Origin of the sequence: Pseudarthrobacter sp. NamB4, from assembly GCF_005796185.1 — a bacterium.
In the GTDB taxonomy this organism is placed as follows: Bacteria; Actinomycetota; Actinomycetes; order Actinomycetales; family Micrococcaceae; genus Arthrobacter.
Genome location: NZ_VAHM01000022.1, coordinates 14,559 through 41,518 on the forward strand (window position 1 = coordinate 14,559; position 26,960 = coordinate 41,518).

General features: G+C 65.8%; 25 protein-coding genes and 5 pseudogenes. 24 read left to right on the forward strand and 6 right to left on the reverse strand.

Annotated features, from left to right (window positions below; genetic code table 11):
• The first annotated feature begins 7 nt into the window (after positions 1–7).
• The 6 genes from FDW81_RS16830 (at position 8) to bcp (ending at position 6,582) form a co-directional block, all read left to right on the forward strand.
• Positions 8–886 carry a 2-hydroxy-3-oxopropionate reductase gene (locus FDW81_RS16830; protein ID WP_138135359.1) on the forward strand — a complete coding sequence of 293 codons (879 nt, stop codon included), beginning with the start codon at positions 8–10 and terminating at the stop codon, positions 884–886.
• Between the two features lie 125 nt (positions 887–1,011).
• Complete coding sequence (gene gcl, locus FDW81_RS16835; protein ID WP_138135360.1) at positions 1,012–2,802, forward strand: glyoxylate carboligase; 1,791 nt, start codon at positions 1,012–1,014, stop codon at positions 2,800–2,802.
• Between the two features lie 21 nt (positions 2,803–2,823).
• Positions 2,824–4,020 carry a glycerate kinase gene (locus tag FDW81_RS16840; protein WP_138135361.1) on the forward strand — a complete coding sequence of 399 codons (1,197 nt, stop codon included), beginning with the start codon at positions 2,824–2,826 and terminating at the stop codon, positions 4,018–4,020.
• Positions 4,013–5,356: an allantoinase AllB gene (gene allB / locus FDW81_RS16845; protein WP_138135362.1), complete on the forward strand. Its 1,344-nt coding sequence runs from the start codon at positions 4,013–4,015 to the stop codon at positions 5,354–5,356. Before FDW81_RS16840 ends, allB begins: the two co-directional genes overlap by 8 nt.
• Before the next feature lie 9 nt (positions 5,357–5,365).
• Positions 5,366–6,022: a winged helix-turn-helix domain-containing protein gene (locus tag FDW81_RS16850; RefSeq protein ID WP_138135363.1), complete on the forward strand. Its 657-nt coding sequence runs from the start codon at positions 5,366–5,368 to the stop codon at positions 6,020–6,022.
• A gap of 80 nt (positions 6,023–6,102) precedes the next feature.
• On the forward strand, positions 6,103–6,582 hold the full coding sequence (bcp, locus tag FDW81_RS16855) for a thioredoxin-dependent thiol peroxidase (RefSeq protein ID WP_138135364.1): 480 nt from the start codon (positions 6,103–6,105) through the stop codon (positions 6,580–6,582).
• A 60-nt stretch (positions 6,583–6,642) separates the two neighbouring features.
• Here bcp and FDW81_RS16860 read toward each other — a convergent pair whose 3' ends face one another.
• Entirely contained in the window at positions 6,643–8,127 is a 1,485-nt protein-coding gene (locus FDW81_RS16860; RefSeq protein WP_240720376.1) for an MFS transporter, read from the reverse strand.
• Between the two features lie 95 nt (positions 8,128–8,222).
• On the opposite strand from FDW81_RS16860, the gene FDW81_RS16865 reads away from it, so the two are divergent.
• On the forward strand, positions 8,223–8,687 hold the full coding sequence (locus FDW81_RS16865; protein WP_138135365.1) for a hypothetical protein: 465 nt from the start codon (positions 8,223–8,225) through the stop codon (positions 8,685–8,687).
• Positions 8,688–8,727: 40 nt separating this feature from the next.
• Entirely contained in the window at positions 8,728–9,303 is a 576-nt protein-coding gene (locus tag FDW81_RS16870) for a GNAT family N-acetyltransferase (RefSeq protein ID WP_138135366.1), read from the forward strand.
• A gap of 457 nt (positions 9,304–9,760) precedes the next feature.
• Here the strand turns inward: FDW81_RS16870 and FDW81_RS16880 are convergent, their stop codons facing one another.
• Positions 9,761–10,075, reverse strand: a complete 315-nt coding sequence (locus tag FDW81_RS16880; protein WP_240720378.1) for a hypothetical protein — start codon at positions 10,073–10,075, stop codon at positions 9,761–9,763.
• 156 nt (positions 10,076–10,231) lie between these two features.
• Here FDW81_RS16880 and FDW81_RS16885 point away from each other — a divergent pair.
• A pseudogene (locus FDW81_RS16885) lies at positions 10,232–10,531 on the forward strand (IS3 family transposase); the annotation flags it as partial.
• A 1,154-nt stretch (positions 10,532–11,685) separates the two neighbouring features.
• Here FDW81_RS16885 and FDW81_RS16895 read toward each other — a convergent pair.
• Together FDW81_RS16895 and FDW81_RS16900 are read right to left on the reverse strand one after the other, a co-directional pair.
• Positions 11,686–12,360 (reverse strand): TetR/AcrR family transcriptional regulator, encoded by a 675-nt coding sequence (locus tag FDW81_RS16895; protein WP_138135392.1) that lies wholly within the window; start codon positions 12,358–12,360, stop codon positions 11,686–11,688.
• Positions 12,361–12,493: 133 nt separating this feature from the next.
• Positions 12,494–13,035, reverse strand: a pseudogene (locus tag FDW81_RS16900) (transposase); the annotation flags it as partial.
• On the opposite strand from FDW81_RS16900, the pseudogene FDW81_RS16905 reads away from it, so the two are divergent.
• The 14 genes and pseudogenes from FDW81_RS16905 to FDW81_RS18545 all read left to right on the forward strand — a co-directional run.
• Positions 13,036–13,522: pseudogene (locus tag FDW81_RS16905) on the forward strand (cellulose synthase); the annotation flags it as partial.
• Between the two features lie 56 nt (positions 13,523–13,578).
• Positions 13,579–13,859, forward strand: a pseudogene (locus FDW81_RS16910) (STAS domain-containing protein).
• The gene (locus FDW81_RS16915; RefSeq protein ID WP_240720380.1) at positions 13,852–13,992 is read left to right on the forward strand and encodes a hypothetical protein; all 141 of its coding nucleotides are present in this window, start codon (positions 13,852–13,854) and stop codon (positions 13,990–13,992) included. Before FDW81_RS16910 ends, FDW81_RS16915 begins: the two are co-directional and overlap by 8 nt.
• Positions 13,993–14,242: 250 nt before the next feature.
• Positions 14,243–14,740, forward strand: a complete 498-nt coding sequence (gene uraD, locus FDW81_RS16920; protein ID WP_138135369.1) for a 2-oxo-4-hydroxy-4-carboxy-5-ureidoimidazoline decarboxylase — start codon at positions 14,243–14,245, stop codon at positions 14,738–14,740.
• On the forward strand, positions 14,737–15,075 hold the full coding sequence (gene uraH, locus FDW81_RS16925; RefSeq protein ID WP_138135370.1) for a hydroxyisourate hydrolase: 339 nt from the start codon (positions 14,737–14,739) through the stop codon (positions 15,073–15,075). The genes uraD and uraH overlap by 4 nt, the downstream gene beginning before the upstream one ends.
• 91 nt (positions 15,076–15,166) lie before the next feature.
• Entirely contained in the window at positions 15,167–15,481 is a 315-nt protein-coding gene (locus FDW81_RS16930) for a hypothetical protein (protein ID WP_138135371.1), read from the forward strand.
• A 74-nt stretch (positions 15,482–15,555) separates the two neighbouring features.
• Entirely contained in the window at positions 15,556–17,226 is a 1,671-nt protein-coding gene (gene purF, locus FDW81_RS16935) for an amidophosphoribosyltransferase (protein ID WP_138135372.1), read from the forward strand.
• Positions 17,223–18,386, forward strand: coding sequence for a phosphoribosylformylglycinamidine cyclo-ligase (gene purM, locus FDW81_RS16940; RefSeq protein WP_138135373.1), 1,164 nt, complete (start codon positions 17,223–17,225; stop codon positions 18,384–18,386). The genes purF and purM overlap by 4 nt, the downstream gene beginning before the upstream one ends.
• Before the next feature lie 312 nt (positions 18,387–18,698).
• On the forward strand, positions 18,699–19,607 hold the full coding sequence (locus tag FDW81_RS16945; RefSeq protein ID WP_138135374.1) for an ABC transporter ATP-binding protein: 909 nt from the start codon (positions 18,699–18,701) through the stop codon (positions 19,605–19,607).
• Positions 19,604–20,860, forward strand: coding sequence for an MFS transporter (locus tag FDW81_RS16950; protein ID WP_138135375.1), 1,257 nt, complete (start codon positions 19,604–19,606; stop codon positions 20,858–20,860). Before FDW81_RS16945 ends, FDW81_RS16950 begins: the two co-directional genes overlap by 4 nt.
• Positions 20,861–20,927: 67 nt before the next feature.
• Positions 20,928–21,248: a hypothetical protein gene (locus FDW81_RS18530; RefSeq protein WP_240720382.1), complete on the forward strand. Its 321-nt coding sequence runs from the start codon at positions 20,928–20,930 to the stop codon at positions 21,246–21,248.
• A gap of 9 nt (positions 21,249–21,257) precedes the next feature.
• A pseudogene (locus tag FDW81_RS18535) lies at positions 21,258–21,623 on the forward strand (ABC transporter substrate-binding protein); the annotation flags it as partial.
• Positions 21,624–21,700: 77 nt separating this feature from the next.
• Positions 21,701–22,564, forward strand: a complete 864-nt coding sequence (locus FDW81_RS18540) for an ABC transporter permease subunit (protein WP_240720384.1) — start codon at positions 21,701–21,703, stop codon at positions 22,562–22,564.
• Positions 22,565–22,708: 144 nt separating this feature from the next.
• Positions 22,709–22,903 carry a hypothetical protein gene (locus FDW81_RS18545; RefSeq protein ID WP_240720386.1) on the forward strand — a complete coding sequence of 65 codons (195 nt, stop codon included), beginning with the start codon at positions 22,709–22,711 and terminating at the stop codon, positions 22,901–22,903.
• Between the two features lie 167 nt (positions 22,904–23,070).
• On the opposite strand, the gene FDW81_RS16965 is transcribed toward FDW81_RS18545, so the two are convergent.
• Entirely contained in the window at positions 23,071–23,304 is a 234-nt protein-coding gene (locus FDW81_RS16965; protein WP_138135377.1) for a DUF3073 domain-containing protein, read from the reverse strand.
• 276 nt (positions 23,305–23,580) lie between these two features.
• Between FDW81_RS16965 and FDW81_RS16970 the strand changes: the two genes are divergently transcribed.
• Positions 23,581–24,246 carry a septum formation family protein gene (locus FDW81_RS16970; protein ID WP_138135378.1) on the forward strand — a complete coding sequence of 222 codons (666 nt, stop codon included), beginning with the start codon at positions 23,581–23,583 and terminating at the stop codon, positions 24,244–24,246.
• 30 nt (positions 24,247–24,276) lie between these two features.
• Here FDW81_RS16970 and clpB read toward each other — a convergent pair whose 3' ends face one another.
• Positions 24,277–26,919 (reverse strand): ATP-dependent chaperone ClpB, encoded by a 2,643-nt coding sequence (gene clpB / locus FDW81_RS16975; protein WP_138135379.1) that lies wholly within the window; start codon positions 26,917–26,919, stop codon positions 24,277–24,279.
• Between the last annotated feature and the right edge of the window lie 41 nt (positions 26,920–26,960).

Sequence of the window (26,960 nt, forward strand, 5' to 3'; positions counted from 1 at the left end):
AACCATCATGAGCAACGTTGCAGTTATCGGACTCGGAATCATGGGCCTGCCCATGGCCATCAACCTGGTCAAGGCCGGCCACACCGTCACCGGCTTCAACCGCAGCCAGGACAAGACCGACAAGCTCGTCTCCGAAGGCGGCAAGGGCGCCGCGAGCATTGCAGACGCCGTGAAGGATGCCGACGTCGTCATCACCATGGTGCCCGACTCCCCCGATGTCGAGGGCGTCGTGAGCGGCAAGGACGGCGTCTTCGCCAACGCCAAGCAGGGCACCCTGTGGATCGACGCCTCCAGCATCCGCCCGGACGTCGCCAAGCGCCTCTCGGACGAAGCCCGCAAAGCCGGCATCCGTCCCCTCGACGCCCCCGTTTCCGGGGGTGAACAGGGCGCCATCGACGCCGTCCTCTCCATCATGGTGGGCGGCGACAAGGAAGACTTCGAGGCAGCCTCGGATGTCCTGAGCGCCGTCGGCAAGACCATCGTCCACGTCGGCCCCTCCGGCTCGGGCCAGACCGTCAAGGCAGCCAACCAGCTCATCGTCGCCGTCAACATCGAAGTCCTCGGCGAGGCCATCGCCTTCCTCGAGGCCTACGGCGTGGACACCGACGCCGCCCTCAAGGTCCTCGGCGGCGGCCTGGCCGGTTCCAAGGTCCTTGACCAGAAGGGCCAGAAGATGCTGGACCGCAACTTCGACCCCGGCTTCCGCCTGGCCCTCCACCACAAGGACCTGGGCATCGTCACCTCCGCCGCCCGCGAAGCCAACGTCGCCATCCCCCTTGGCGCCGTCGTCGCACAGCTCGTCGCCGCTACCGTCAACCAGGGTGAGGGCGCACTGGACCACTCCGGACTCTTCAAGCAGGTCCTCCAGCTCAGCGGCCGGGAGTAACCCCGGCGCCAAGGCGCGACAACAAGCACAACGGGACAACCGCCGTCGTACATCACGACGGCGGCTCCCCCACTACACCCAAAAACAGCCCGCAAAGGGTTCCCAAGTTTCCCAAGGAGCACCCCATGAGCAAGATGCGTACCGTTGATGCAGCGGTTGCCATCCTGGAAAAGGAAGGCGCCATCGAGGCGTTCGGCCTGCCAGGCGCCGCCATCAACCCCTTCTACTCGGCAATGCGCGCCCACGGCGGCATCCGTCACACCCTGGCCCGCCACGTCGAAGGCGCCAGCCACATGGCCGACGGCTTCAGCCGTGCCAAGGACGGCAACATCGGCATCTGCATCGGCACCTCCGGCCCCGCCGGCACGGACATGATCACCGGCCTCTACGCCGCCTGGGCAGACTCCATCCCCATGCTCTGCATCACCGGACAGGCTCCGGTTGCCAAGCTGCACAAGGAAGACTTCCAGGCCGTGGACATCGAGTCCATCGCCAAGCCCGTCACCAAAATGGCCATGACCATCCTGGAGCCCGGCCAGGTTCCCGGCGCCTTCCAGAAGGCCTTCCAGCTGATGCGCTCCGGCCGCCCCGGCCCGGTGCTGCTGGACCTGCCCATCGACGTGCAGCTGGCCGAGATCGAATTCGACATCGACACCTACGAGCCCCTGCCGATCGAAAAGCCAAAGGCCTCCCGCAAGCAGCTGGAAAGGGCCCTGGACATGCTCACCGCGGCCCAGCACCCGCTGATCGTGGCCGGCGGCGGCATCATCAACGCCGGCGCCTCCGCTCAGCTGGTGGAACTGGCCGAGACCCTGAACATCCCCGTCATCCCCACCCTCATGGGCTGGGGCACCATCCCGGACGACCACCAGCTCATGGCCGGCATGGTGGGCCTGCAGACCTCCCACCGCTACGGCAACGAGAACTACCTGCAGAGCGACTTCGTGATCGGCATCGGCAACCGCTGGGCCAACCGCCACACCGGCGGCCTGGAGACCTACACCGCCGGCCGGAAGTTCGTGCACATCGACATCGAGCCCACGCAGATCGGTCGCGTGTTCTCGCCGGACCTGGGCATCGCGTCCGACGCCGGCGCGGCGCTGGCCGGGCTGGTTGAACTCGCCAAAGAGGGCAGGGCCGCCGGGTCCCTGCCGGACTACAGCGCCTGGGTTGCCGAGTGCCAGGAACGGAAGGCGTCGCTGCACCGCAAGACGCACTTCGAGAACATCCCGATCAAGCCCCAGCGCGTGTACGAGGAGATGAACAAGTCCTTCGGCCGCGACACCATCTACGTGTCCACCATCGGCCTGTCCCAGATCGCCGGCGCCCAGATGCTGCACGTGTTCGGCCCGCGCAAGTGGATCAACGCCGGCCAGGCAGGCCCCTTGGGCTGGACCGCCCCGGCAGCCCTCGGCGTCGTCCGCGGCAAGCCGGACGAGACTGTGGTGGCGCTCTCCGGCGACTACGACTTCCAGTTCATGATCGAGGAACTGGCCGTGGGCGCACAGTTCAACCTCCCGTACATCCATGTGGTGGTGAACAACTCCTACCTGGGCCTGATCCGCCAGTCCCAGCGCGGGTTCAAGATGGAGCAGAACGTGTCCCTGGCGTTCGAGAACATCAACAGCGCACACCTGTCGGAGGACACCCGCGGCTACGGCGTGGATCACCTGAAGGTGGCCGAGGGCCTGGGCTGCAAGGCCGTGCGCGTGGAGGACCCCAACGACCTCGCCGCAGCGTTCGACAAGGCCAAGGCACTGATGGGCGAGTTCCAGGTTCCGGTGGTGGTGGAAGTGATCCTGGAAAAGGTCACCAACATCTCCATGGGTGTGGAAATCAACGCCGTGAACGAGTTCGAGGAACTGGCCGAGTCCGCAGCCGACGCCCCCACCGCCATCCTGGCGCTCCAGGCCTAAACAGGAAAGACAGGCACCGCCATGCGGATCGTCATAGCTCCGGACAAGTTCAAGGGATCGCTGTCCGCCCCCGAGGTCTGCAGCCACTTGGAGAAGGGCCTGCAGCGCGGCGCCGGCGGCAACCTTGACGTGGTCCGGATTCCAGTGGCCGACGGCGGCGAGGGCACCCTCGACGCCGCCGTCGGCTCCGGCTTCACCCGCCGCACCGCAACGGTAAGCGGCCCTAACGGTCTGCCGGTGGAAGCCGATTTCGCAGTCCGCGGCCACGAGGCCGTCATCGAAATGGCCACCGCCTCCGGGCTCGCCCTGCTGCCGGCAGTTCAGAAAGGTGGCCGTCCGGATTCCGCTGCCGCCACCACGGCAACCAGCCTGGGCACCGGACAGCTGATCCGGGCTGCCTTGGACGCCGGCTGCCGCCGGATTGTCCTGGGTGTTGGCGGCAGTGCAAATACCGACGGCGGTGCGGGGCTCCTGCAGGGGCTCGGCGCCAGGTTCCTGGACAGCAGGAACAACGAACTCCCGCCGGGCGGGGCCGCGCTGGCAAACCTGCACAGCATCGACTTCACCGATTTCGAACCCCGCCTGGTGGACACACGCTTTGTGCTGGCATCCGATGTCGACAATCCCCTGCTGGGCGCCCAGGGCGCCGCGGCGGTTTTCGGCCCGCAGAAGGGCGCCACACAACAGGACGTCGACGTGCTCGACGCCGCCCTGGCCAGGTTTGTCGAAGTCCTGGCCAGGGAAATCGGATTCCGCGCCGTCAAGGCGGCGGAAGCTCCCGGGGCGGGGGCGGCCGGCGGGGTGGGCTACGCCGCCATCGCCGCCCTGGCCGCAACCCGCCGCCCTGGCATCGACGTCGTCCTCGAATTCACAGGTCTGGCCGAACGCCTGGCCGGCGCCGACCTGGTGATTACCGGGGAAGGATCCCTGGACGAGCAGAGCCTCCTGGGCAAGACGCCCATGGGCGTGGCCCGGGCAGCCGCCGCGCAGGGTGTTCCTGTAGTCGCCGTGTGCGGGCGGACCACCCTCATCCAGGGCCAGGCAACAGCCGCCGGCTTCGAGGACGTTTACGCTTTGACCGAACTCGAAAGCGATGTAAACAGGTGCATAGCAGAGGCAGCGCCGCTTCTGGAGCAGCTGGGCACCCAGATCAGCGGGAGGCTGGCTGCCGACCGGCTCGCCCGCACCCCACGTACCAAGGAGGACCTCCATGTCTGAAGAACGTTTTGACCTGGTCATCCGTGGCCAGCGCATCCTGACCACCGCCGGCATCGCGCCGCGTGAAGTGGGCGTCCGCGGCGGGAAGATCGTTGCCATCGAGCCGCTGGGCAACGGCCTGGCCGGCGCCGAGGTCATCGAGCTGAACGATGATGAAACCCTGATCCCAGGCCTGGTGGACACCCACGTCCACGTTAACGAGCCCGGCCGCACCGAGTGGGAGGGCTTCGCCTCCGCCACCCGTGCAGCAGCGGCCGGCGGCGTGACCACCATCATCGACATGCCGCTGAACTCCGTCCCGCCCACCACCACGGTGGAAAACCTGAAGCTCAAGCGCGAGGTGGCCGAGGACCAGGCGTTCATCGACGTCGGATTCTGGGGCGGTGCGATCCCCGGCAACAAGGGTGACCTGCGGGCCCTGCATGACGAAGGCGTGTTCGGCTTCAAATGCTTCCTCCTGCACTCGGGCGTGGACGAGTTCCCGCACCTGGACGCGGACGAGATGGAGGAGGACATGGCCGAGCTGAAGTCCTTCGACTCCCTCATGATCGTCCACGCCGAGGACTCCCACGCCATCGACCGTGCACCGCACCCCGGCGGTGACCACTACCAGACCTTCCTGGCGTCCCGCCCGCGCGGCGCCGAGAACAAGGCGATCGCCGAGGTCATCGAGCGCGTCCGCTGGACCGGTGCGCGTGCGCACATCCTGCACCTGTCGTCGTCGGACGCGCTGCCCATGATTGCCAGTGCAAAGCGGGACGGCGTCAAGCTCACCGTGGAGACGTGCCCGCACTACCTGACCCTGATGGCCGAGGAAATCCCGGACGGCGCCACCGCGTACAAGTGCTGCCCGCCCATCCGTGAGGCCTCCAACCGGGAGCTGCTGTGGCAGGGCCTGCTGGACGGCACCATCGACTGCATCGTCTCGGACCACTCCCCCTCCACCCTGGACCTGAAGGACCTGGAGAACGGTGATTTCGCCGTTGCCTGGGGCGGCGTCTCTTCCCTGCAGCTGGGACTGTCCCTGATCTGGAGCGAGGCACGGCACCGCGGCATTCCGTTGGAGCAGGTTGTCTCATGGATGGGCGAGAAGCCCGCAGCCCTGGCCCGCCTCACCAACAAGGGCCAGCTGGCCTTGGGCTATGACGCCGATTTCGCCATCTTCGCCCCTGATGAGGCCTTCGTGGTGGACGTGTCCAAGCTCAAGCACAAGAACCCCATCACCCCGTACGACGGCAAGACCCTGTCAGGAGTGGTCCGCAAGACCTTCCTGCGCGGCGCCGTGGTGGACGGCCAGACCCCCACGGGCAAGCTGATCCGCCGCGGCGGCGTTTAGGGACGAGCCATGGCAGTGGAAGCCCACCATCCGAGGGCGCCTTACCGTCCGCGGAGGGCCCCACCCAAAGCTGCCGCCCGCGGGCTGGCCGTGTGGGTGGTTCCGGCGGAAGGAACCAGCCCGGAACTCCTGCACCGCGCCGCCCAACTGGTCCTTGCCCGGGCCCTCGAAACTGCTCCGGAGGCGGAAGTCCATTGGCCTGCCGCCGGAGCCCCCATGTCCGGGGTCTCCGCCGCAGCGGAAGGAGCCGCAGACCACTCCTCTCGCACTCCTCCCGAGGCGGAGCACCCCGGCGATAGCCAGGACGACGGCGGCACGCGCCTGCCGCCGTCGGCCGGGCCCGTCAGCCGGGTTGCCGTGGACCTTGCCGCCGAAACCGTCCTGCTGGACGGCAGCCACGTGCAGCTGACCGGCGTCGAATACAAGGTGCTGCGCTACCTGGTGACGCACCTGTCCCGCACGGTTGGCCGGGAGGAACTGCAGGAGTTCCTGGAGTCCCTGCACTTCCCCGGCGCCACCGCCCGGTCCATCGACGTGTACGTCGGCCGGATCCGGCGCAAGCTGGGCAACGCCAGGCACGCCGTGGCCACAGTGCGCGGCGGCGGATACCAGTTCATTCCCGGCCCGCACGCCAGTGTGCGCGGGCCGGCGGAATACTGCATATGACGCCGAAGTTGTACCCGTGAGCGCGGAACCGCTTCACTAGATGCTTGGCCATTAATGACCGACCCTTCCAAAGGAACACCATGAGCCCCACTCTGACCAACAGGCTGCAGCCCGGAACCGAGGCCCCTGAGTTCACCCTCAAGGACGCCCAGGGCCGGGAAACCTCCTTGGCCGACTACCGTGGCAAGAATGTCATCGTGTACTTCTACCCGAAGGCCGCCACCCCCGGCTGCACCACCGAGGCCTGCGACTTCCGCGACAGCCTGTCCTCCCTGCAGGGCAAGGGCTACGAGGTCATCGGCATCTCCCCCGACGCCCCCGAGGCCCTGGCCGGCTTCACCGGCGACTTCTCCCTGACGTTCCCGCTGCTCTCCGACCCCGACCACGCGGTGGCCCTCGTCTACGGCGCATGGGGCGAGAAGCTGGTCAAGGGCGAGATCGTCGAAGGCATCGTCCGCTCCACCGTTGTGGTGGACCCCGAAGGCAAAGTCACCCTGGCGCAGTACCAGGTCCAGGCAGACGGCCACGTCGCAGAGCTGAAGGAAGCCCTGGGACTCTAACGCTCCCGCACTTAACGCGGCTTTACCCCGGACGCTCCTGCACTGCGGGAGCGTCCGGCGTTAAGAGTCGTTGACCGCCGCTTTCGCCGCCTGCAGGTAGGACGCCGAAACCCTGCGGTAGACCGGGGTCAGGAAAGCCAGCAGCGCAGCCGCCACCATGATGATCCCTGCGATCAGGAACACCAGGGCTATGCCCCGGGATGTGCCTTCACCAAGCAGCGGTGCCAGCTGGGCGGCCCCCTCGGCGGACCGTGCATAGGGAATGATCCAGAACTGGGCAATCGGCGCAATGAGGAATGCGGTGATGGGCGCAGCAGCGGACTCGAACGCCATGGCGAACCCGAACACCCGGCCCTGCCGCGGCAGGGGCACAACCTGCTGGATGACCGTCTGCTCAGCCGCTTCAACGAACGGCACCAGGACCAGGTAAAGCCAAATGCCCGCAACATAGAGCCAGGCCCACTCCCGGATGGTGAACACGGCACCGAGGAACCCCATTGCCACCACCGCGAGAAGCAGGCTGCGCAGCGGGTTGGCGCCAAGTCCGAACTTGCCGATCAGCGCACCGCCGATGATGAACCCGGTGGAGCCCAGCGCGAAGACGGCTCCCCACAGCTCCACGGGGAACATCTCCAGGCCGTAAGGGTCCATCAAGGCCATATAGACGCCGCCAATGAAGTTATTGAACGTAGAGAACAGGATCAGTGCGAACAATCCCGTGACCGCCAGGACCGCGGCGAAAGAGCCGCGCAGGTCGAAACCGCCGTGCGCATCCGTGGCCGCAACCCGGATCTCCTCCGGCATGCGCAGCGTCAGCAGGTGCGCGAAAGCCAAAGCCGTCAGCACCACTGCCACGGCCACGGTCCAGCCCATGCCCAGGAGCCCAACCGAAAGCCCGGAAAGCACTGACGTGACGATGAACGCCAGCCCCTGCACCATGCCCACGAGGCCGTTGGCGTTGGCACGCCGGTCAGGCTCGATGAGGATGGTCACCGTGGTGGAGAGCGCGACGTTGCGCATGTTCTCCACCACCGCACCGATCAGGATGATCATGGTGAAGATCCAGAACCAGGGCTGCGTCAGGTCCAGCAGCCGTGGGGTGGGTGTCAGCAGGAACATGGCTCCGGACAGGACGAACATCACCAGGGTGAAGCCGGCAGCGAAGCGCATCACGGTGAGCTTCCGGTAGCGGTCCACGAAAGTGCCGAAGCTGATGCTGGAAAGGGCGATCAGCAGCATGTACGCCCCGCCCACCACACCGGTGGCAATGACGTTGCGCGTCTCCAGGTACACCCAAAAGGTCAGGGCAAACCACAGGTAGCTGGTGGTGATGTTGGCGACGGCGGTGTTCACCAGGATCCCGGTGAACGTGCGGAACCGCTGCGCAGGACTGCGCAGGGAGGTGTCGACGGCGCCAGGATCCGTAAGGCGCGGAGCGTCACCGTCCCCGCCTGGTGCGGAGGTGGCGGCAACGTCCTCGCGAAGGCGCTCCCCGCCGTCGGAGGCCGAAGCCGCCCGCTGCCGGGCGGGTTCCTGCTCGGTCATGCGTCCCAGTGTAGTGACGGCCAGCGCGGGCTGACAGGGTGGAAACTAAGCTCGTAGGAGCACTCCAACTCCCAGGAACCGCGAGAGGACAAGCCATGGCCGACGAGACCGCAGAAGAAGCAATTTCCAGGGTGGCCGCGGAGTACGAAGAGAACTACGGCGCCAACCGGGAACGCTTCGCAGCAGAGTTCTGGTACGAAGTTGATCCGCGGCTCATGCGGCTGTTGGCACCGATGACCAGGATCGGCGATGACACCACGGTAGAGCTCACCGTGGTGGTTGGCGGAACCACGATCTCCGGCTCGGTGGTGTCCGCGCGTGCATGGGCGCAGCGGCAGAATGACCAGGTCCGGATCGGCAGCCCGGCCATCGCCGAGGTCTTCGACACGTTGGATGCCCAGGCGGTAGAACCCGGCCCTCTGCCGGTAAGCCAAAACCGCTACATCCATTTTTTGGAGCCGGTGCTGCTTTCAGGAGGAACCCGTGTACGCGTTCCGGCAACCAGGGTTGACCTCGGCAAGGTCGCAGCATGGAGCATCGGACGGATTCCGGGCGAGTAAGGTCATTGCCGGTTCCCGCCGCCCCTGACAGGATGGCCTCATGGCGATAGAGGTCCGCCCGGCAGCCCTGTTCGAGGACGTCAGGATAATCCTTGGCCCCAAGCGGCCGGACGCCACCGTGTGCTGGTGCCTGAGCTACCGCATCCCGTCAAAACAGAACCAGGCGCTGCGGGGAACGGAGCGGGCGGAGCTTGTGAGGAAATTGGTGGCACAGGATCCCCCGCCGGGGGTGTTGGCGTACGACGGCGGTGAGCCAGTGGGGTGGGCAGCGGTCCACCCGCGCGCCGGCACAAGTTTCGCCGGGAACCGGAAGATCCCGCACGTGGACAGCCGGGACGTGTGGTCAGTGTGGTGTATCCGGGTGCGCCCCGGACACCGTGGCCGGGGGATTTCACACGATTTGCTGGCGGGCGCCGTCGATATGGCCCGCAGTTATGGAGCGCCGGCCATCGAGGGCTACCCGGTAGACAACGGCGGGCGGAAAGTCGACCTCACCATGGCCTATGTGGGCACCCGAAAGCTCTTTGAAGACGCAGGCTTCACCAAGGCTGCAGATACCGATTCTGTGCTCAACGGCTTTCCGCGGGTGCTGATGCGCCTGGACCTGCGCGCCTGAACGAACAGCACCGTCCTCGATCCCATCGAGCGCGCGGGCGAATTCTTCTGGAAAGCCGGAAATCCGCGGCGTAACAGGGACGTCCATCACCACTGCTGTTCCCGGCGCAGGCAACCTCCTGTGCACCGTGGCAGGGCTGCTGGATGGCAACGGCACGAGTGGCCTGGCAAACCTGCTGAACCGCGTGCTCGGCCTCTAGCCTTCCGTCAGCACACCACTGACGTCGAAAAAACTGTGAGCGGTCCTCCCGGATCGTTCACAGTCTTTTTCCGTTCCAATGGACGATCAGGGTTTCCTCCACCAGCGGCCGGGCCAGTCCTCGTCGATGGCCCACAGGGCCAGAAGCAGCGCGTCAACGGTCATAAGTCCCGCGATAAGGTAGGCCCACCCTGTGTACCAAGCACTGCAATCTCCTGACTGTATCCCCCAGCCGCTCGAATGCTCCTAAGTGTGGCACTTAATGTGCCAGTACGGAACGTCCTCCGTCCGCAGCCCTGAACAGGGCCTCCAGCCTGTTGTGGGCTTCTGTCTCCAGTTTGAGCCTCCGGGTGAGCCTTTCCACCTGCTGGGACATTTCCGCCCCAACGGGAAGCCGGTCCCCGGGCCAGCTCCACACTTCCCTCGATTCCGCCAGAGCCGCCGCCAACGCCTTCGCCGCAGCGCGCACTTTGCGCCTGTGGAAGTAGACGCGCAGCAATGCCTGGCCCTTGGCCTGGGCCGCACCGGCGGCAGCCTTGGCCGCCGCCTGTTCCTTGATCGCAAAATTTCCCATGGCTTCCCCGCCTTCCCGCAAGCCGTCCAGTTCGGCTTGGATCGCCGTCGACCGCTATGCCTGAAGCTGCTGCTTTCTTCGAGTGTCCACGGTGTACCTCAAGCTCAGGGCAAGCGGGTCTTAGGATTTCCACAAGATCAACCATCGGGCCGAACCGCGGATCGAGGCTCCCGGTTCCGGTCTCGCCGCTTCATCGAATCGCTCCGGCACCAGGGGCTCACCGGATCGATGGGCAGGGTCGGCGCGTGCGCGGACAACGCCGCAATGGAGTCCTTCTTCTCGCTGCTGCAGAAGAACGTCCTGGACCGTCAGCGGTGGCTCACCAGACAGGACCTCCCACTGGCCATCACGACCTGGATCGACCGGACCTACCACCGCCGGCGACGGCAAAGACGGCTCGGCAAACTCACGCCCGTCGAATATGAAACAATCAACCGGACCGCGCTCACAGCGGCCGCCCAAGACCCGAGTCAACAAAAGCCGGGCAGTCCCTGTCCGGGTCTGGACCATCTCGTTAGAGGGCAGGGGTGCTGGGCGAAGGCGGCAGGGGATTGGCGTGGGGGCAACCGAGGAACCTATTTGGGAACGTAGGGGGCGTATTGCTCCAGTGTCCGGTGAGTACGGCCACATCAGAACTTGTCGTGTTGCCGCGGGTTTTTGACTGTCAGGTCCGTCCGGGCGCCTGGTCTGGTTTCTGTGCTGCTGAGGACAGTCGGGGTGTCCTGAGATTCACCTTCCCCTGTGCTGGAATGCTCGTGCGCAGTTCATAGTCGCGGTCTCCTATGACAAGATCGACGTTTTCGTCGGTCTTGTTGAAGATCCTTCCCAGTATCCGGCCCTGCTCGTTTCGGCCCAGCGACAATGAATCTGCTGCGCGGTTCAAAACCGGCGAAGTCTTTGTTTGACCCAACTGCTATCGCATGGTGGTCCTCGCCAGGAGGGGGCGTGCACCCCGCTGAAAGCAGTAAAGCATTACATGCTGCCAGCGTTGCCGTGAGTACAGGTCTTTCGTCGTCCCTCTGATGTCCTTCCGGGCGTAATGATGGCTCTGAGGGTCGTGCAAATTTTGCTGAAGGAAACTTCCCCATCAGCTCGGCCGAAGCGGACAACGTGTACTAATGCGCTGACAGCACCAACGATGGGCGTACCGGCAGCAAGGTCGAAGGGTACCTGAAGGAGCCTTACCGAATTGCAAACTGTCAGGTTTAGCGACTCCCGCCGAATGTAAGCTAGTTTCTTTCCGTAAGGGGAGTTAGATGATTAGACCAGGCTGGGGCGGCTGGTGAGGATGTAGTCCACGGCGGCGGGGCCGGTCATTCGTAGTCCCGGCCGGAGGTAGCGGCTGGTGCTGCCGGTTCGCTCGTGAACCCCCATTTTTGACATCGCAGCCCAGAACGATGTGCACGAAGCGGGTTGTTGCCGGTGGAGGAAGCACCAGCTGAGGTACAGCCCATACAGCTCGTCCTCTTTGATCCTGTGATCGCACAACGTGTCAGCGGCAATGCAGTCCTGAACGAAACGCGCGTAATCCGATGTTTCCATTTGTGATCGTTCCCTGCTTTCTGTCGCTTGAATTTTCTAGGTTCACCTGCAACGGCCTTGGTGCGGCCTTAAAAAATATGTCCTTCCGCCCGGGCGGGGGCCAGAGGTGTGGGGGCGCGGGCAGCGCCGCCATGTGCGGAGATCAGGGACGCGGCCATGTGTTTGGCCAGCACGGCAGCTTCCTGGTCGCCTTCGACCGCCGAGATGATGGAGCCTTTGGTGAGGATGTGGCAGGACCGGGCAAATTCGTCCGGCCGGTCAAGGCAGGCCTCTTTAGCCAGCGCCTTGATGAAAACCCTGACCTTGGCCAGGTAATCCACGGAGGCCTCGCCTGCTGGATGGTTGACTCCCATTTCAAGCATGGTGCTTACGAAAGCGCAGGCCTGAAAACCCTCTTGGCGGAACCATCCGTCCAGAACATCGAAAATGGCCAGCAACCGCCCGGTCGGGTTATCAGCGCGCCGGCTGGTTTCGGCGATGATTCCTTCCAGGGTCTGGTCCTGGTGGCAACGCGCCAGGAATTCGAGGACCAGATCGTCCTTGGAGGCGAAGTGGCCGTAGAACGTTGCTTTGGCCACTCCCGCCCGGGAAATCAGCTCAGCTATGCCCACATCGCGGATGCCGCGCTCAGCGAACAACTCGCACGCGGCATCAATGATGCGTTGCCGCGCGCCAACAGGAGCGCACCCGGAACGGGCAGAAACAGCAACTGTTCCAGCTACAGGGCCTTGGATGTCGTTCATCACGAGAAGACACTACATCAGCAGACAGACCGGTCTGTCCAAGGGGTAGGCCATAGGGCAGGAAACTGTTTGAAAAGTTGTTCTATCGTGATCATTTCAGGCGGGAATGGTGCGCTTCCACGCCCGGCTGGGGCTAGGGCGTGTCTCCTAAAGCTGTCAGCCAGATGCTGATTGCCCGGAGGACTGCTCCGCCACGATAGGTGGGCGCGAGTTTGTCGTAGCGGGTTGCCAGTCCTCTCTGTCGAAAGCCGGAGGTCTGCCGCCCCTGGATCCACCTCGTTTTCGATGACCGGTCTGGTCGGATGGTTGCGGGTAACAGCGACGATGCCCCGGTCGAGAAGGTGGGCTCGGATGGCTTTGGATGAGTACGCCTTGTCGCCGCGGACTCGGTCCGGGCGGGTGCGTGGCCTGCCGGCCCGGTTGATCTTCAACTGGTCCGTCAGGTGGGTGAACATGGGTCCATCTCCGCCTTGGCCGCGGGCAACCAGAAGCACCAGCGGCCTGCCTCTGCCGTCAACCAAAGCGTGAATCTTTGTGCTCAAGCCACCGCGGGACCGCCCAATGCCGTGGTCGTCCGGTTCAGCAAACAGATTCATGTAATTCGCGCGCTCCCACTGTGGTGCGAGGAAGGTTGGTGCCATGCTGGTGGGCGCGGTGCACTGTTGAGTCAACCGAATTTACCTGCTGCTGGGCATCCTGCCGGTCACCAGCCGGAGCTGGGACTTCTTCGTCCGCTTCATCCCTTTCATGGTGGTCAACCAGATCCTGTTTGCGGTCGCCGGCCGCGGCATCCCCACCTGGCGTGGCCAGCAGTACAGCCTGGCGCTGTTCCCCACCTGGATCAAGGCATGTTCGACGGCGGCGCGCAACGTCTGGTTCGGCCGTCCCCTCGGGTTCGCGGTCACTCCCAAAGGCCCGCCGGAGCGGCGGACCCAGCTGGAGCCTGATCCGGCCACAGATCGTGGTGTCCGTGCTGCTGGCGGTGGCTGCCGTCGTCGGAATTATCCGCTTGGCCACCGGCCTGGCAGAACCGCTGGGCGCACTGGTGAACGTCGCCTGGGTCATCTTCGACCTGGTGATCATGAGCATCCTGGTTCGGGCAGTGCTCTATAAGGGCTACCAGCAGGCCCCAGAACCCGCAGATCAAGAAAAGGAGTCCTGATGGAATTCAGTTACGAGGTCCGAGATTAGTACGCGGAGGTCAAGGCGGACGGGCGGCTGAACATGGTTTCCGCGCCCAAGCTCCGCGAGTTCGTCACCGACGTCATCGCCGGCGGCTCGGCTCCAACCGGATAGTGGTGAACCTGAAAAATACGGCGTTCATGGATTCGTCCGGCCTCGGCGCGCTCATCGGCTGCCTCAAGGCGGCCCGCCAGGCAGGCGGAGACCTCCGCATCGCCGCCGTGCAGCCGCAGGTGAAGATGGTGCTGCAGCTGACCAGCATGGACAAGGTCCTCACGGCGTATGGCACAGCCGAAGAGGCGTTCAGCAATGACTGAGGTCCTGGTGGCCCGCCACTTCCGCGGCCCTGCCGCCGAGGACGCCATCGGGTCCATCCACAACGACATGGACAGCCGCTGGCTGGACGCGGCAGTGACAGGCTCCTGCAGCGGTCGGATATCGCCGCGGTAGTTCAAGGAGGTGGCGAGGATACGAGCTCCACTACTCTCCGGGGATAATACCGGCTGGGTGCGCACCGCTGTTGTAATGTCTTGACACCACGGCAAGCCTGCTTTTCAATATTACGTATGCTGAAATAACAGTTCCATGATGCGGAAGCCCTGTAAGAATCGAAGTGCTCGCGGGGTGCCGGGCAGTCCGGCGTCCGCATAGCCGTCACCATGGATGCCAGCACATTTCCACCACCAAGGATCCCGACAGCATGAAGCTTGCCGAATTCAACACCGCGGACCCCGCCAAGGCCGCTGACACCCTGAGGCCCTGCATCGACGTCACACGCTGGGTGGACGCGGTTGCCGCGGCACGCCCGTTCCCCAGCAAGGATGCGCTCCTGGACTTCGCGTCCGGCGCCGCCAGCCCCTTCACCCCTGCCGAGGTTGAGTCCGCCATGGCCCACCATCCGCGCATCGGGGAGCGTCCGACGGCGGCCACCGCCGAGGCGTCCATGTCACGTTCCGAGCAGGCCGGGGTGGACCCGGCGGATGCCGCACTTGCTAGCGCGCTGGCCCAGGGCAACAGGGACTACGAGGAGAAATTCGGCCGGGTCTTTTTGATCCGCGCCGCCGGACGCACAGCACCGGAAATCCTGGCGGCACTGAAGGAACGGCTTGCCAACTCCCCTGCCGAAGAAGACAGCATCGTGGCCCAGCAGCTGCGCGAAATCGCCGTACTCCGGCTTGAAGGACTGATTACCGAATGAGCGTCTCGCATGTGACCACCCATATCCTCGACACCGGTGCCGGACGCCCGGCGGCGGGGGTCGCCGTCGTGCTTTACCAGAACGACGGCGGCACCTGGCAGAAGCTTGCCGCCTCCACTACCGACGCGGACGGCCGGGCGAAGGACCTTGGGCCGGAGCAGCTGGAGCCCGGGCACTACAAGCTCAACTTCGCCACCGGGAGCTACTACGCGGGCCTGCAGACGTCCACCTTCTTCCCCGAAGTGGACCTGGTGTTCGAGGTGACCGGCCCGGAACACTACCATGTCCCGCTCCTGCTGAGCCCGTTCGCCTACTCCACCTACCGCGGCAGCTGACCCTCACCCGTTGCCCTGTCAGTCAAGGCGATCCCGTAGTTTTGTGCAGCCGTAACTGATAGGGCAACGGCGGAAATGTAGGCTAGATGGCATGTCTTCCGAAGAACTTCCGGCCGAGCGGCGCGAAATCACTGTCCGCCGCGCACCCAAATATGTGCCGTTCCTCATACTGGGCGCACTGTTGGGCGTGGGGGCCGCAGCGGTGGCGGCCTTCTCGGTTCCCCCGAACCCCAGCTTCGACGCCGGGGCCGTTTTCGGGTTCTTCATGGTGGCCTTCGCCGCCGCCGGCGCAATCCTCGGCGCCGTAGTGGCGCTGGTCCTGGACCGCCGCAGCATCAAGCGGCAGGAGCGGGCCGTCGTCGAACCCGTACCGGACTCCGAGCCAGACACGGACAGCCAGCCCTAGCCAGGCTGAACCGCTGCCCGGTCACAAACAGGCGGCCGGAAAAGTCATACCGCATAACGTGAGATAATCGACCAGTGGCACGCGGCGATGGAAAACTTTCCCATGATCTTCTCCCCGGCGAAAAGGGCCCGCAGGACGCCTGTGGCGTCTTCGGCGTCTGGGCACCAGGTGAAGAAGTAGCAAAACTTACCTATTACGGGCTGTATGCACTGCAGCACCGCGGTCAGGAGTCGGCTGGTATTGCCACCAGCGACGGCAAGCGGATCAACGTCTACAAAGACATGGGCCTCGTTTCCCAGGTCTTCGACGAGACCACGCTGAACACCCTGACCGGGCACCTGGCTGTGGGCCACTGCCGCTACTCCACCACCGGTGCCAGCCACTGGGCCAACGCCCAACCCACCCTCGGCGCCACCAGCACCGGCACGGTGGCGCTGGCGCACAACGGCAACCTGACCAATACGGCCGAGCTCAACGCCATGATCCAGGAGCGCAACGGCGGCCAGCTCACCGGCGAAATGAAGCAGGGCAACACCTCGGACACCGCCCTTGTCACCGCCCTGCTGGAAGGCGAGCCCGGCAAGAGCCTCGAAGAAACCGCCATGGAGCTGCTGCCCAAGGTCAAGGGCGGCTTCTGCTTCGTCTTCATGGACGAGGGCACCCTCTACGCCGCGCGGGACACCTACGGCATCCGCCCGTTGGTCCTGGGCCGGCTGGAGCGCGGCTGGGTGGTCGCCTCCGAGCAGTCGGGCCTCGCCACCGTGGGCGCCAGCTTCATCCGCGAAATCGAGCCGGGCGAATTCATCGCCATCGACGAGCAGGGTGTTCGCTCCCAGCGCTTCGCGGAGCCGACGCCGGCCGGCTGCGTTTTTGAGTACGTCTACCTTGCGCGTCCGGACGCCGCCATCGCCGGCCGGTCCGTGTACGAGTCACGCGTGGAGATGGGCCGCCAGCTGGCCCGCGAAAACACGCAGGTGGCGGACATCGTCATACCCGTTCCTGAGTCCGGCACCCCTGCCGCCGTGGGCTACGCCGAAGAGTCCGGCATTCCGTTCGCGCACGGCTTCGTCAAAAACTCCTACGTGGGCCGCACCTTCATCCAGCCGTCGCAGACCCTGCGCCAGCTGGGCATCCGGCTCAAGCTCAATGCCCTTGAATCCGTGATCCGCGGCAAGCGCGTGGTGGTGGTGGACGACTCCATCGTCCGCGGCAACACCCAGCGCGCCATTGTACGGATGCTCCGCGAGGCCGGTGCAGCCGCCGTCCACGTCAAGATTTCCTCCCCGCCCGTGCAGTGGCCCTGCTTCTACGGCATCGACTTTGCCTCCCGCGCCGAGTTGATCGCCAACGGCGCCACCATCGAGGAAATCTCCCAGGCCATCGGCGCCGACTCGCTGGCCTACATCTCCGAAGACGGGATGATTGGCGCCACCCGGCAGCCGCGCGAACGCCTCTGCACCGCATGCTTCACGGGCAAGTACCCCATCACGCTCCCCGACGCAGACAAACTCGGCAAGAACCTGCTGGAGCGCAAGGACCTGGGCGGCCTGAAGCCTTCGCCCTCCGCGCTTCCGGGCGAAACCGCAGCACTGGCCGTCGATTCCACGGAGGACCCGGCAGAGAAGTCCGGGGCCACCGGCTGTGATCCGGGGCCGGACTCCGAGTTTGAAAACCTGCTGACCGAAGCCGACATCGTGCCAGACGTACACGCCGCCACCGGCGCTGACAAGAAAGAGTCCGTATGACTTCCGCCGCCCCCGCCTCAGGCAACACATCCGATCCGAACGCAGGCGGCATCACCTACGCCTCCGCCGGCGTGGACGTTGAAGCCGGGGACCTCGCCGTCGAGCTTATGAAGGGTGCCGTCAAGGCCACCCACAACTCATCGGTGATCGGCGGGGTGGGCGGCTTTGCTGGCCTCTACGACGTCTCAAAACTGCTGACCTACAAGAAGCCGCTGCTGGCCACCTCCACGGACGGTGTGGGCACCAAGGTTGCGATCGCGCAGGCCATGGACATCCATGACACCATCGGGTTCGACCTGGTGGGCATGGTGGTGGATGACATCGTGGTGGTGGGTGCCGAGCCCCTCTACATGACCGACTACATTGCCTGCGGCAAGGTGGTGCCCGAGCGCATCGCGGACATCGTCCGCGGCATCGCCGCAGCCTGCTCCGTTGCAGGGACGGCGCTGGTGGGCGGCGAAACCGCTGAGCACCCCGGCCTGCTGGGCGAGCACGAGTACGACGTTGCGGGGGCAGCCACCGGAGTCATCGAGGCCGACAACCTGCTGGGCCCGGAGCGCGTCAGCGCCGGGGACGTGGTGATCGGCATGGCTTCCTCGGGCCTGCACTCCAACGGCTACTCCTTGGTGCGCCGCGTGATCAACCACGCCGGTTGGGCACTGGACCGCCAGGTCTCCGAACTGGGCCGCACCCTGGGCGAGGAACTCCTGGAGCCCACTCGCGTCTACGCAGCGGACTGCCTGGACCTTGCCCGCGCCTTCCCCGTCACGGGCAGTGCCGCTGTCCACGGCTTCAGCCACGTCACCGGCGGCGGCCTGGCCGCGAATCTGGCCCGCGTCCTCCCCCAGGGACTGGTGGCCACCGTTGACCGTGCCACCTGGGAACTGCCGGCCATCTTCAAGCTCGTGTCCGAACTGGGCAACGTGCCGCTGGCAGACCTGGAACGCACGCTTAACCTCGGCGTGGGCATGGTTGCCATCGTGTCCCCCGAAGCTGCGGATGCCGCCGTCGCCCGCCTGAACGAGCGCGGCCTCCCGTCCTGGATCATGGGCACGGTCACCGAGGACTCCGAGTCCATTCTCAAGTCCGGCCCCGACTACGTTCAGGGCGCCAAGGGCGTCGACGGCGGCGCGGTCCGCCTGGTCAACGCCTACGCCTAACTGTTTCTTCTTGCGCCCCTGATGGCGCCAATCCTGGCCGCCCCTACGAAGCTTCATAGGGGCGGCCAGGCGTTTGCCCCCCCGACGCCCCACCACCTCCCGCGGCTTTTCTGCCAACCCTCTCTCAGATCATGCGGCTTTTCCGGCAACGCTCTCTCAGATCATGCGGCTTTTCCGGCAACGCTCTCTCAGGAGTGATAGAGCGTTTGTGGAGATGCCGCATCAAGTGAGAGAGCGTTCGGCCATTAGATGAGAATAATTATTGACAGCATTGGTTCGACCCCTGATAGTCCTGCCACGCAACGATGTCCCATGCCTGCACCCACCCTGTCCGTGAAGAACCTCTCGCTATCCAGCGACAGCCGGAACTTGGTTGAGTCTCTGACGTTCTCATTGGCAGCCGGCGAGCGTGTTGCACTGCTCCGCGCTTCGAACGGCATCTCCTTTGCCTACCCAAGGAGCGGCTTCCGCACCGGCCGGCAGCCCACCCTCCAAAACATCAATCTGAGCCTGTCCCCCGGCACCAGCACGGCGCTGGTGGCAAGTTCCGGCTCCGGCAAGTCCACGCTGGTGCGGATTCTGCTGGCACTGGCCAAGCCGTCCACCGGCACGGTGAGTTTGGGCGGGGAGGAAGTGAAGCCGGGCCCGGTCCGGACGTTGCGCCAGTACCGGCGGGCGGTGCAGTACATTCCGCAGAACCCGGCCGGCAGCCTTGATCCGCGGATGACCGTCTCCCAGCTGCTGAGGGAGCCCCTGCGGCAGCTTCGGGTGGAGGGAAACCAGCGTCTGGTTACCGAGGCGCTGGAACGCGTGCAAGTGCCGGCCGCGATGCTGGAACGCCGCCCGGGAGAGCTGTCCGGCGGGCAGAAGCAGCGGATGGCCATCGCCCGCGCGCTGATGGTCCCACCGGCCTACCTGCGCGCGGACGAACCCGTCAGCGGTCTGGACCTTCCCCTGCGGGACACTGTTCTCGCGCTGCTGGAGAACCTGGTCCATGAGGAGGGGCTGGGACTGCTCCTGGTGACCCACGGCCTCGTCACCGCCGCCAGGATGTGCGGCAGCACGGAGGTCCTCTCGCAAGGCCGGATCGTTGAGCACGCGCCCACACGCCAAGTCCTGGAGAAGCCGAGAAGCTCCGCGGGCGCGGCCCTGGAGCAGGCTTCGGCAGCCATGCAGTCCACCCTGCGTCCCAAGAGTGACCTTACGGCGGCCACAGCATGACCGCAGCATACGGCACCGTCCTCCCGGCCCTGCCCAAGCACCGCCCGGCACCCGGGCTGTTGCTGGCGAGCCAACTCGTCTTCAACATCGGTTTTTACGCGGTGGTGCCCTTCCTGGCACTGGTCATGAGCCGGGATTTCGGCATGGCGGCAACAGCGGTGGGTGTGGTCCTGGGCGCCCGGGTCTTCAGCCAGCAGGGCCTTTTTCTGGTGGGCGGGATGATCACGGACCGGTGGGGGCCGCGCCGGGCCATGCTGGCGGGCTGCCTGGTGCGTATTTCCGGGTACCTCACCCTGGCCATGGCGGGCAGCTTTTCCCTCTTCCTCCTCGGCGCGGTCCTGACCGGAATGGGCGGCGCACTGTTCTCGCCTGCCCTGGAGTCCCTGGTGGGGAAAGCGGAAGAACGACGGCGGAGCACCGGTGGGCGGACGCCTGGACTTTTTGCGCTCCTCGCCATCTGCGGTGAGATCGGGGCCGTGACCGGACCCCTGGTGGGTGCCCTGCTGCTTGACGTGTCTTTCAGCTGGGCAGCACTGACAGGGGCGGCCGTCTTTGCGGTGATGGCCGTTGTACTTTGGTGCAACGTGCCGGCCCGGGCCGCAGGCCCGATTCAGGACAAAACGCCTCCTTCGCCGCCGCGGACCGAAGGCATCGGCGCGATGCTGCGGAAGAGGCGCTTCGTGGCTTTCGCTGCGCTCTACAGTGTCAACCTGCTGGCCTACAACCAGCTTTATTTCGGCCTTCCCATCGAGCTGACCAGGAGCGGGGCCGGGCCAGCCGCGCTGGCCGGGTTGTTTGCTGTTGCCTCGGTCCTGACCATCACGCTGCAGCTGCCCATCTCCCGGCTCACCCACCGGCTAGGCCCTGGCCGGGCTCTGACTCTCGGCTTCACCCTCAAAGCCCTGGCCTTCGCCACCATGGCCGTACTCGCCCAGTTCCCTGCCACCGGCGCTTTGCAGCTCCTGCCGCCGATCCTGCTTGTGTCCGGGCTCTGCCTCGGGCATATGTGCATCGGGCCGGTAGCCATGCCGCTCGTCCTTGACTTTGCCAACGGACGGCCTACCGGCATCTACTACGGACTCCTGGCGAGCATAGGCGGCTGCGCTGTGTTGCTGGGGAACCTTGCCCTGGGACCGCTCTACTCCGGCGCCACCCACCCGGGGCAGGACGCCGTCTGGCCCTGGGCAGTGATGGCGGCACTCATGGTGATTCCCGCCGTCGGACTTTCCAGGCTGCTGCCCCCCAAAATCTAAGGCCGGGGCCTCTCTCCGGCCTGGCAGGAAGTGCATGAAACCCTACAGAAGGAACAGGTGCTCCCCCATGTCAAAATTCCCACTCCGTCCGGCAGTCACGGGAATGTCAGCGCTGCTGCTGGCCGCCACGCTGACAGGATGCTTCTCACCGGGAGCCGGACAAACGGCAGAAGGCGGCGACGGTGCCGGCCGCATCAAACTGGCAATGCTCCAGCCACCGCGGTCCGGGCTCTCACCGCTCAGCGACGACGCCTTCAAACTGTCACGCTGGAAAACTGCGCAGACGCTGGTGGAGCTGGATGAGCTCGGGGAGGCGAAACCGGCGCTGGCAATGGCGTGGCAGCAGGATGACGCGTTTCAGTCTGCGCGAGGGGGTGCAGTTCCATGACGGGCGGCCATGACTTCGGCGGAAGTGGCCGCCGCTGCAAACGCCAGCCCCAAGCCGAGGATCCTGGACGGCGTGGAACTCACAGCGCGGGCGGACGGTCCCGCCGCCGCCGTCATCAGGACGGCCACGCCGGACCCCCTCCTTCCCCAGCGCCTGTCCAGCCCGCAGCTGGCCATCCTCGCGGCCTCGGCATACAAGGAAGGCGGCGTGGTGAGTCCGGTCAATGCCGGCACAGGCTCCTTCCGGTTGGTCTCGGTGGACGGCACCTCCTCGGCCAGGCTGGACCGGTTTGACGGGTATTGGGGTGAGGAGGCGGAAGCCGACGGCTTGGATGTGCAGTTCGTGCCGGACGGGACCGCCAGGGCCGCCGCCATCCGGACCGGTGACGCGGACGTAGTGGAGGCGATCCCGGTGGGCCAGGTGGCACAGGTCGACCCCGCCCTGGTGCACGATTGCAGCAGCGTGCTAGGCCGGCGTCGGGAGCCCTGTCCGCCGCCCTTACCTCCCTGCCGGAATTCCTGCTGGCCGCCGCGCTGCTGGTGGTGCGCGGTGTCTGGCTGCAGTGGTTTCCACCCTTCGGCTGGAAGGGCACGGAGTACGCTGTGCTGCCGGCGCTTGCGCTGGGGAATCCTGCCGGCGGGCTCATGGGTCTCCTGCTGTCCGACGCGGTCCGCGCGGGCTTCGCGGAAAAGTGGGTGGCCACCTGGCGCATGGCCGGGGCGGGACCCCTGCGGTTGACCGTGGCAGTGCTCCGGCGGGCGCTGCCGGCCGTTCTGCCGCAAATCGGGCTCGTACTCATCGGACTCACGGGCGGGGCTGTCGCGGTGGAGAAGGTCTACGCCATCCCGGGCCTGGGCCGGACGCTGCTGGGCGCCGCCAGCGCCCAAGACATTCCCGCCCTGCAGGCGGGCATGCTGGCACTGATGGGGCTCGCCCTGCTGGTGGGAACGCTGACGACGGCGGCGCGGCACCTTCTGATCGGGCCTGCGGTCCGCTTCGGCTCGCTTCCGCTGGCGGAGCCGCCGCGGTCCGGCCGCGGCCGGCAATTGACCGTGCCTGCTGTTGCCGGCGCTGTCGCTGGCGCTCGTCACCTTGGCCGGGCTGCTGCGCGACCCGTTTGCCTCTGCCCATGCCAGGCTGGCGGCGCCCACATGGTCGCTTCCCTTCGGTGCCGACGCCATCGGTCGCGATCTCCTTGCCCGGGTGGGGCACGGCGCAGTGGGAACACTCGGGACCGCGCTGGTAGTGGTGCTGGTGTGCCTGGCCGTGGGAATCGCCGTCGGGCTCTTCCCGCTGGCCGCCACCGGCCCACTTGAGGTGGCGAACGCGGCACCCCCCATCCTGGCCGGCCTGGTTATTGCAGCTGTCACCGGCCCATCCGCCCACGGTGCAGCTCTGGCTGTTGCCGCCGGGTTGGGAGTGGGGCGGGCGCGGATCATGCTGCCTACATCCTGCCTACGGTGGTGCGGCCGCTCCTCCGGCATGCCATGCTTCGGCTGCCGGGGATCGCACTTGCCCTGGCGGCCCTCGGATTCCTGGGGCTGGGACCGCAGCAGCCCTCGCCGGAGTGGGGCCTGATCCTGGCTGAGGGCATCAGCTACGAAAGCCCGCTGCCTGCCCCATTTCGGGTGCGGGCAGCGGGCCCCTATAACTGAAATCAGTCCTGATCCACCTGGATCTGGATACTGAAAAAGAAGCGCTGCACTGGTCCTTGAATGCGTCCTCAGGGAACGACTCCAAACCACAGGCACCCACGTCCTGGATCCCCTGGTGCTGCGGCGTCACACGGTTGTCCGGTTACGGCAACAGCTCAATGCGACGACTAGCCGATGCGACGGGTGTCTACCTCGTCGTCGTCTTCTTCCAAATCATCCGCGTACTTGTCCACATAAGCCGAATAGTCCGGCTCAACCGGCTCATTCGCGTAATGGCTCGCGGGACGGCTGCTCGGGCCCGTCAGCTCACGCTGAAGCGCCGAGTAGTCAGTGTTCGGGGAGTAGTACTTGATGTCCCGAGCCTGCTTGGTAGCTTTTGCCTTTTGACGGCCGCGCCCCATGGCGTGACCCCCTTTTGTACTTGGACCGGAGGTGGTCACCTTGGCATAGGTGAGGCCCCGGAATGTTTGGTCAATTTGTCGTACACCTAGATTACATGCTTTCGACAGTGCCCGCTTGCCACAAACGCTCCCCGAAGGTGGCTTGCGTTACCACCCAGGGCTCGAAACCGCGAGTTTCCAGCATTTTTCTTCGGTAGAGTCGCTTAAACAACTGCTGATAAACCGGCCCCAAAACCGGTTGCCCGCCGCGGAGAGAACGCAGGAGGATGCACCCCCGTGAATGACCAGGACGTCCCGCCGAGGCCCGCCGCGCCACCGACCACCGGGCTCCCGCGCGTCCCTGCGCCGAAAGCGCAGCCTGTCCTGCATCCGCAGATGCAACCGCAGGACGACACCCCTTCACGCCCCAGCCGCCTCAACCGGCGCGCGCTGTGGATAGGAGTCTTTGTCGCCGTTCTGCTGGCCGTGATCGGCGCACTGGTGTGGCTTGCCCTCTGGCTGAACTCCAACCCGGGTACGGAAGATCCCGGCAGCGAAGCTTCCGGGGTGCTGGAAACCACAGTCACCACACCCGCCACGCCGCTCCCCCTTCCCCGCGAAGGAGTTCAGCCCGCGGACTATGCGCTGGGTGACTGCTTCAAGGATTTCGACCCGGAAGCACTCGCTTCCACCGTGGTGCCCTGCGACACCGGGCACTCCGCCCAGCTTGTGGCGGTGTACCGCTACCCGGAGGCTGAGGCCTACCCCGGCGCCGATGCGCTGAAGGCCAAGGCGCTGGAAGCGTGCCAAGCCGCGAGGCTGGGTCCGGCCGCCAACCAGTTTCAGCTGAACTACCAGCGCAGCTTCCCCAGCAGCACCAGCTGGGAATCCGGGGACCGCAGGGTGGACTGCTACGTGACCGCACCCGGCGGCAACGTGATCAACGCCAGCGTGTTGCCCTAGCGGCGAGGCCGCCAGGGCAACACCCTGCAGTTAGTCCTTCCGCCGGACCGAGAGCCCGCTGCTGGGGACCCCCGTCAGGGCGTCCACGTTGCCCCCGGAGAGCTCGCCCAAGTCTGTTGCGGTATCCACGAGTACCGTATCGCCGTCGCTGATCTCGCCCGCGAGGATGGCCTTGGCCAGCCGGTCACCGATCTCGCGCTGCACCAGGCGGCGCAGCGGCCGTGCCCCGTAGGCGGGGTCGAAACCGGAGAGAGCAAGCCAGGCCTTGGCGCCGTCGGTGACTTCCAGGGTGAGGCGCCGCTCGTGCAGCCGCCGTCCCAGTTCCGCCACGTGCAGGTCGACAATATGCGCCAGCTCCTCCACGCTGAGTGCATCGAACAGCACAACCTCGTCCAGCCGGTTCAGGAACTCGGGCTTGAAGGACGCGTTGACAGTGGCCATGACCGCGTTCCGCTTGGCCTCGGCATCCAGCGACTGGTCCACCAGGAACTGGCTGCCCAAGTTGGAGGTCAGCACCAGGATCACGTTGCGGAAGTCCACGGTGCGGCCCTGGCCATCGGTGAGGCGGCCGTCGTCGAGCACCTGCAGGAGGATGTCGAACACCTCGGGGTGGGCCTTCTCCACCTCGTCCAGCAGCACCACCGAGTAAGGACGACGGCGGACCGCTTCAGTAAGCTGGCCGCCCTCCTCGTAGCCCACGTATCCCGGGGGCGCTCCGACCAGCCGGGCGACGCTGTGCTTCTCGCCGTACTCGGACATGTCGATGCGCACCATGGCGCGTTCGTCGTCGAACAGGAATTCCGCCAGTGCCTTGGCGAGCTCGGTCTTACCGACGCCGGTGGGGCCCAGGAACAGGAACGAACCGGTGGGACGGTTGGGGTCGCTGATCCCGGCCCGTGCGCGCCGGACGGCGTCCGAGACGGCAGTAACGGCCTTCGTCTGGCCGATGAGCCGCTTGCCGAGCTCCTCCTCCATGTGGAGCAGCTTCTGGCTTTCGCCCTGCAACATGCGCCCCGCGGGGATGCCCGTCCAGGCGGAGATCACCTCGGCGATGTCCTCTGCCGTCACTTCCTCGGCCACCATTTGTGATGACTTGTCGGCGACGGCGGCCTCGGCTTCCGCGGCGGCGTTCAGCTCGCGCTCCAAGGCGGGGATTTCGCCGTACTGGATGCGCGACGTCGTCTCCAGGTCACCTTCGCGGTAGGCCTTGTCAGCGGCACTGCGCAGTTCGTCCAGCTTCGCCTTGAGGTCACCCACCCGGTTAAGTCCGGCCTTCTCCGCCTCCCAGCGGGCGTTCAGCGCTGCGAGCTCCTCTTCCTTGTCCGCCTTGTCCGCGCGGAGCGCCGCAAGGCGTTCCACGGAGGCAGCATCGGTTTCGCCTTCGAGGGCGAGCTCCTCCATGGTGAGCCGGTCCACCTGGCGCCGCAGCTGGTCGATCTCCTCAGGCGCGGAGTCGATTTCCATCCGGAGGCGCGACGCTGCCTCGTCCACCAGGTCGATGGCCTTGTCCGGCAGCTGGCGCCCCGAAATGTACCGGTTGGACAGCGTGGCTGCGGCCACCAGGGCGGAATCAGCGATGGACACTTTGTGGTGTGCTTCGTAGCGTTCCTTGAGGCCGCGGAGGATGCCGATGGTGTCCTCCACGCTGGGTTCACCAACGTACACCTGCTGGAAGCGCCGTTCCAGGGCCGCATCCTTCTCAATGTTTTCGCGGTACTCATCCAGCGTGGTGGCGCCAATCAGCCGCAGTTCACCGCGTGCCAGCATGGGCTTGAGCATGTTGCCGGCGTCCATGGAGGAGTCACCGGTGGCACCTGCCCCTACCACCGTATGGATCTCGTCGATGAAGGTGACAATCTGGCCCTCGGAGCCCTTGATCTCCTCAAGAACCGCCTTCAGGCGCTCCTCAAACTCGCCGCGGTACTTCGCGCCGGCAACCATGGACCCTAGGTCCAGGGAAATCAGCGTCTTGCCGCGCAGGCTTTCCGGCACGTCGCCGGCCACCATGCGCTGCGCAAGCCCTTCGACCACGGCGGTCTTACCAACGCCCGGCTCGCCGATGAGCACCGGGTTGTTCTTGGTGCGCCGGGACAGGACCTGGACCACGCGCCGGATTTCGGCGTCGCGGCCGATCACGGGGTCCAGCTTGCCTGCGCGCGCCATGGCAGTAAGGTCAGCGCCGTACTTCTCGAGGGCCTGGAAGGTGTTTTCCGGATCCGGACTGTCCACCTTGCGGTCGCCGCGGACGCCCGGCAGGGCAGCGAGGAGCGCTTCGTGGGAGGCGCCGGCGTCGCGCAGCAGGCGCGCGGCAGCATCGTTACTGGCCGAGAGGCCAAGCAGGAGAACTTCGGTGGAGACGAAGGTGTCGCCCAGCCGGTCCGCCTCTTCCTTGGCGTTCTGGATGGCCTGCAGGGCCGGTCGTGAGAGCTGTGCCTGCTGGCTGGAGCCGCCGGAGGTGGCGGGCAGCGCCTTGATGGCACTGCTTGCCTGGACGCTGACGGAATCAACGTCGGCCCCGGTGGCGCGGAGCAGCGCAACGGCCACTCCCTCACGCTGGTCCATCAGCGCCTTAAGCAGGTGCGCGGGCTCCACCTGCGGATTCCCGGCCGTGGAGGCGTTCATGGCCGCAGCCGAAAGAGCCTCCTGGCTCTTGGTGGTGAATTTGACGTCCAAAGAGAGCTCCTTTCGGGGACAGTTTTTCTAACTTGAGTGTA

Excerpts from the sequence above, each read along its gene's own strand:
- bcp (WP_138135364.1), top strand. The coding sequence starts at position 6,103 with ATGAGCCCCACTCTGACCAACAGGCTGCAGCCCGGAACCGAGGCCCCT.
- FDW81_RS16895 (WP_138135392.1), bottom strand. The coding sequence starts at position 12,360 with ATGAACGACATCCAAGGCCCTGTAGCTGGAACAGTTGCTGTTTCTGCC.
- uraH (WP_138135370.1), top strand. The coding sequence starts at position 14,737 with ATGAGCGTCTCGCATGTGACCACCCATATCCTCGACACCGGTGCCGGA.
- FDW81_RS18530 (WP_240720382.1), top strand. The coding sequence starts at position 20,928 with ATGTCAAAATTCCCACTCCGTCCGGCAGTCACGGGAATGTCAGCGCTG.
- FDW81_RS16865 (WP_138135365.1), top strand. The coding sequence starts at position 8,223 with ATGGCCGACGAGACCGCAGAAGAAGCAATTTCCAGGGTGGCCGCGGAG.
- FDW81_RS16860 (WP_240720376.1), bottom strand. The coding sequence starts at position 8,127 with ATGACCGAGCAGGAACCCGCCCGGCAGCGGGCGGCTTCGGCCTCCGAC.
- FDW81_RS16840 (WP_138135361.1), top strand. The coding sequence starts at position 2,824 with ATGCGGATCGTCATAGCTCCGGACAAGTTCAAGGGATCGCTGTCCGCC.
- FDW81_RS16915 (WP_240720380.1), top strand. The coding sequence starts at position 13,852 with ATGACTGAGGTCCTGGTGGCCCGCCACTTCCGCGGCCCTGCCGCCGAG.
- FDW81_RS16950 (WP_138135375.1), top strand. The coding sequence starts at position 19,604 with ATGACCGCAGCATACGGCACCGTCCTCCCGGCCCTGCCCAAGCACCGC.
- uraD (WP_138135369.1), top strand. The coding sequence starts at position 14,243 with ATGAAGCTTGCCGAATTCAACACCGCGGACCCCGCCAAGGCCGCTGAC.
- FDW81_RS16930 (WP_138135371.1), top strand. The coding sequence starts at position 15,167 with ATGTCTTCCGAAGAACTTCCGGCCGAGCGGCGCGAAATCACTGTCCGC.
- allB (WP_138135362.1), top strand. The coding sequence starts at position 4,013 with ATGTCTGAAGAACGTTTTGACCTGGTCATCCGTGGCCAGCGCATCCTG.
- FDW81_RS16880 (WP_240720378.1), bottom strand. The coding sequence starts at position 10,075 with ATGGGAAATTTTGCGATCAAGGAACAGGCGGCGGCCAAGGCTGCCGCC.
- FDW81_RS16945 (WP_138135374.1), top strand. The coding sequence starts at position 18,699 with ATGCCTGCACCCACCCTGTCCGTGAAGAACCTCTCGCTATCCAGCGAC.
- gcl (WP_138135360.1), top strand. The coding sequence starts at position 1,012 with ATGAGCAAGATGCGTACCGTTGATGCAGCGGTTGCCATCCTGGAAAAG.
- purM (WP_138135373.1), top strand. The coding sequence starts at position 17,223 with ATGACTTCCGCCGCCCCCGCCTCAGGCAACACATCCGATCCGAACGCA.
- FDW81_RS16850 (WP_138135363.1), top strand. The coding sequence starts at position 5,366 with ATGGCAGTGGAAGCCCACCATCCGAGGGCGCCTTACCGTCCGCGGAGG.
- FDW81_RS16870 (WP_138135366.1), top strand. The coding sequence starts at position 8,728 with ATGGCGATAGAGGTCCGCCCGGCAGCCCTGTTCGAGGACGTCAGGATA.
- FDW81_RS16965 (WP_138135377.1), bottom strand. The coding sequence starts at position 23,304 with ATGGGGCGCGGCCGTCAAAAGGCAAAAGCTACCAAGCAGGCTCGGGAC.
- FDW81_RS16830 (WP_138135359.1), top strand. The coding sequence starts at position 8 with ATGAGCAACGTTGCAGTTATCGGACTCGGAATCATGGGCCTGCCCATG.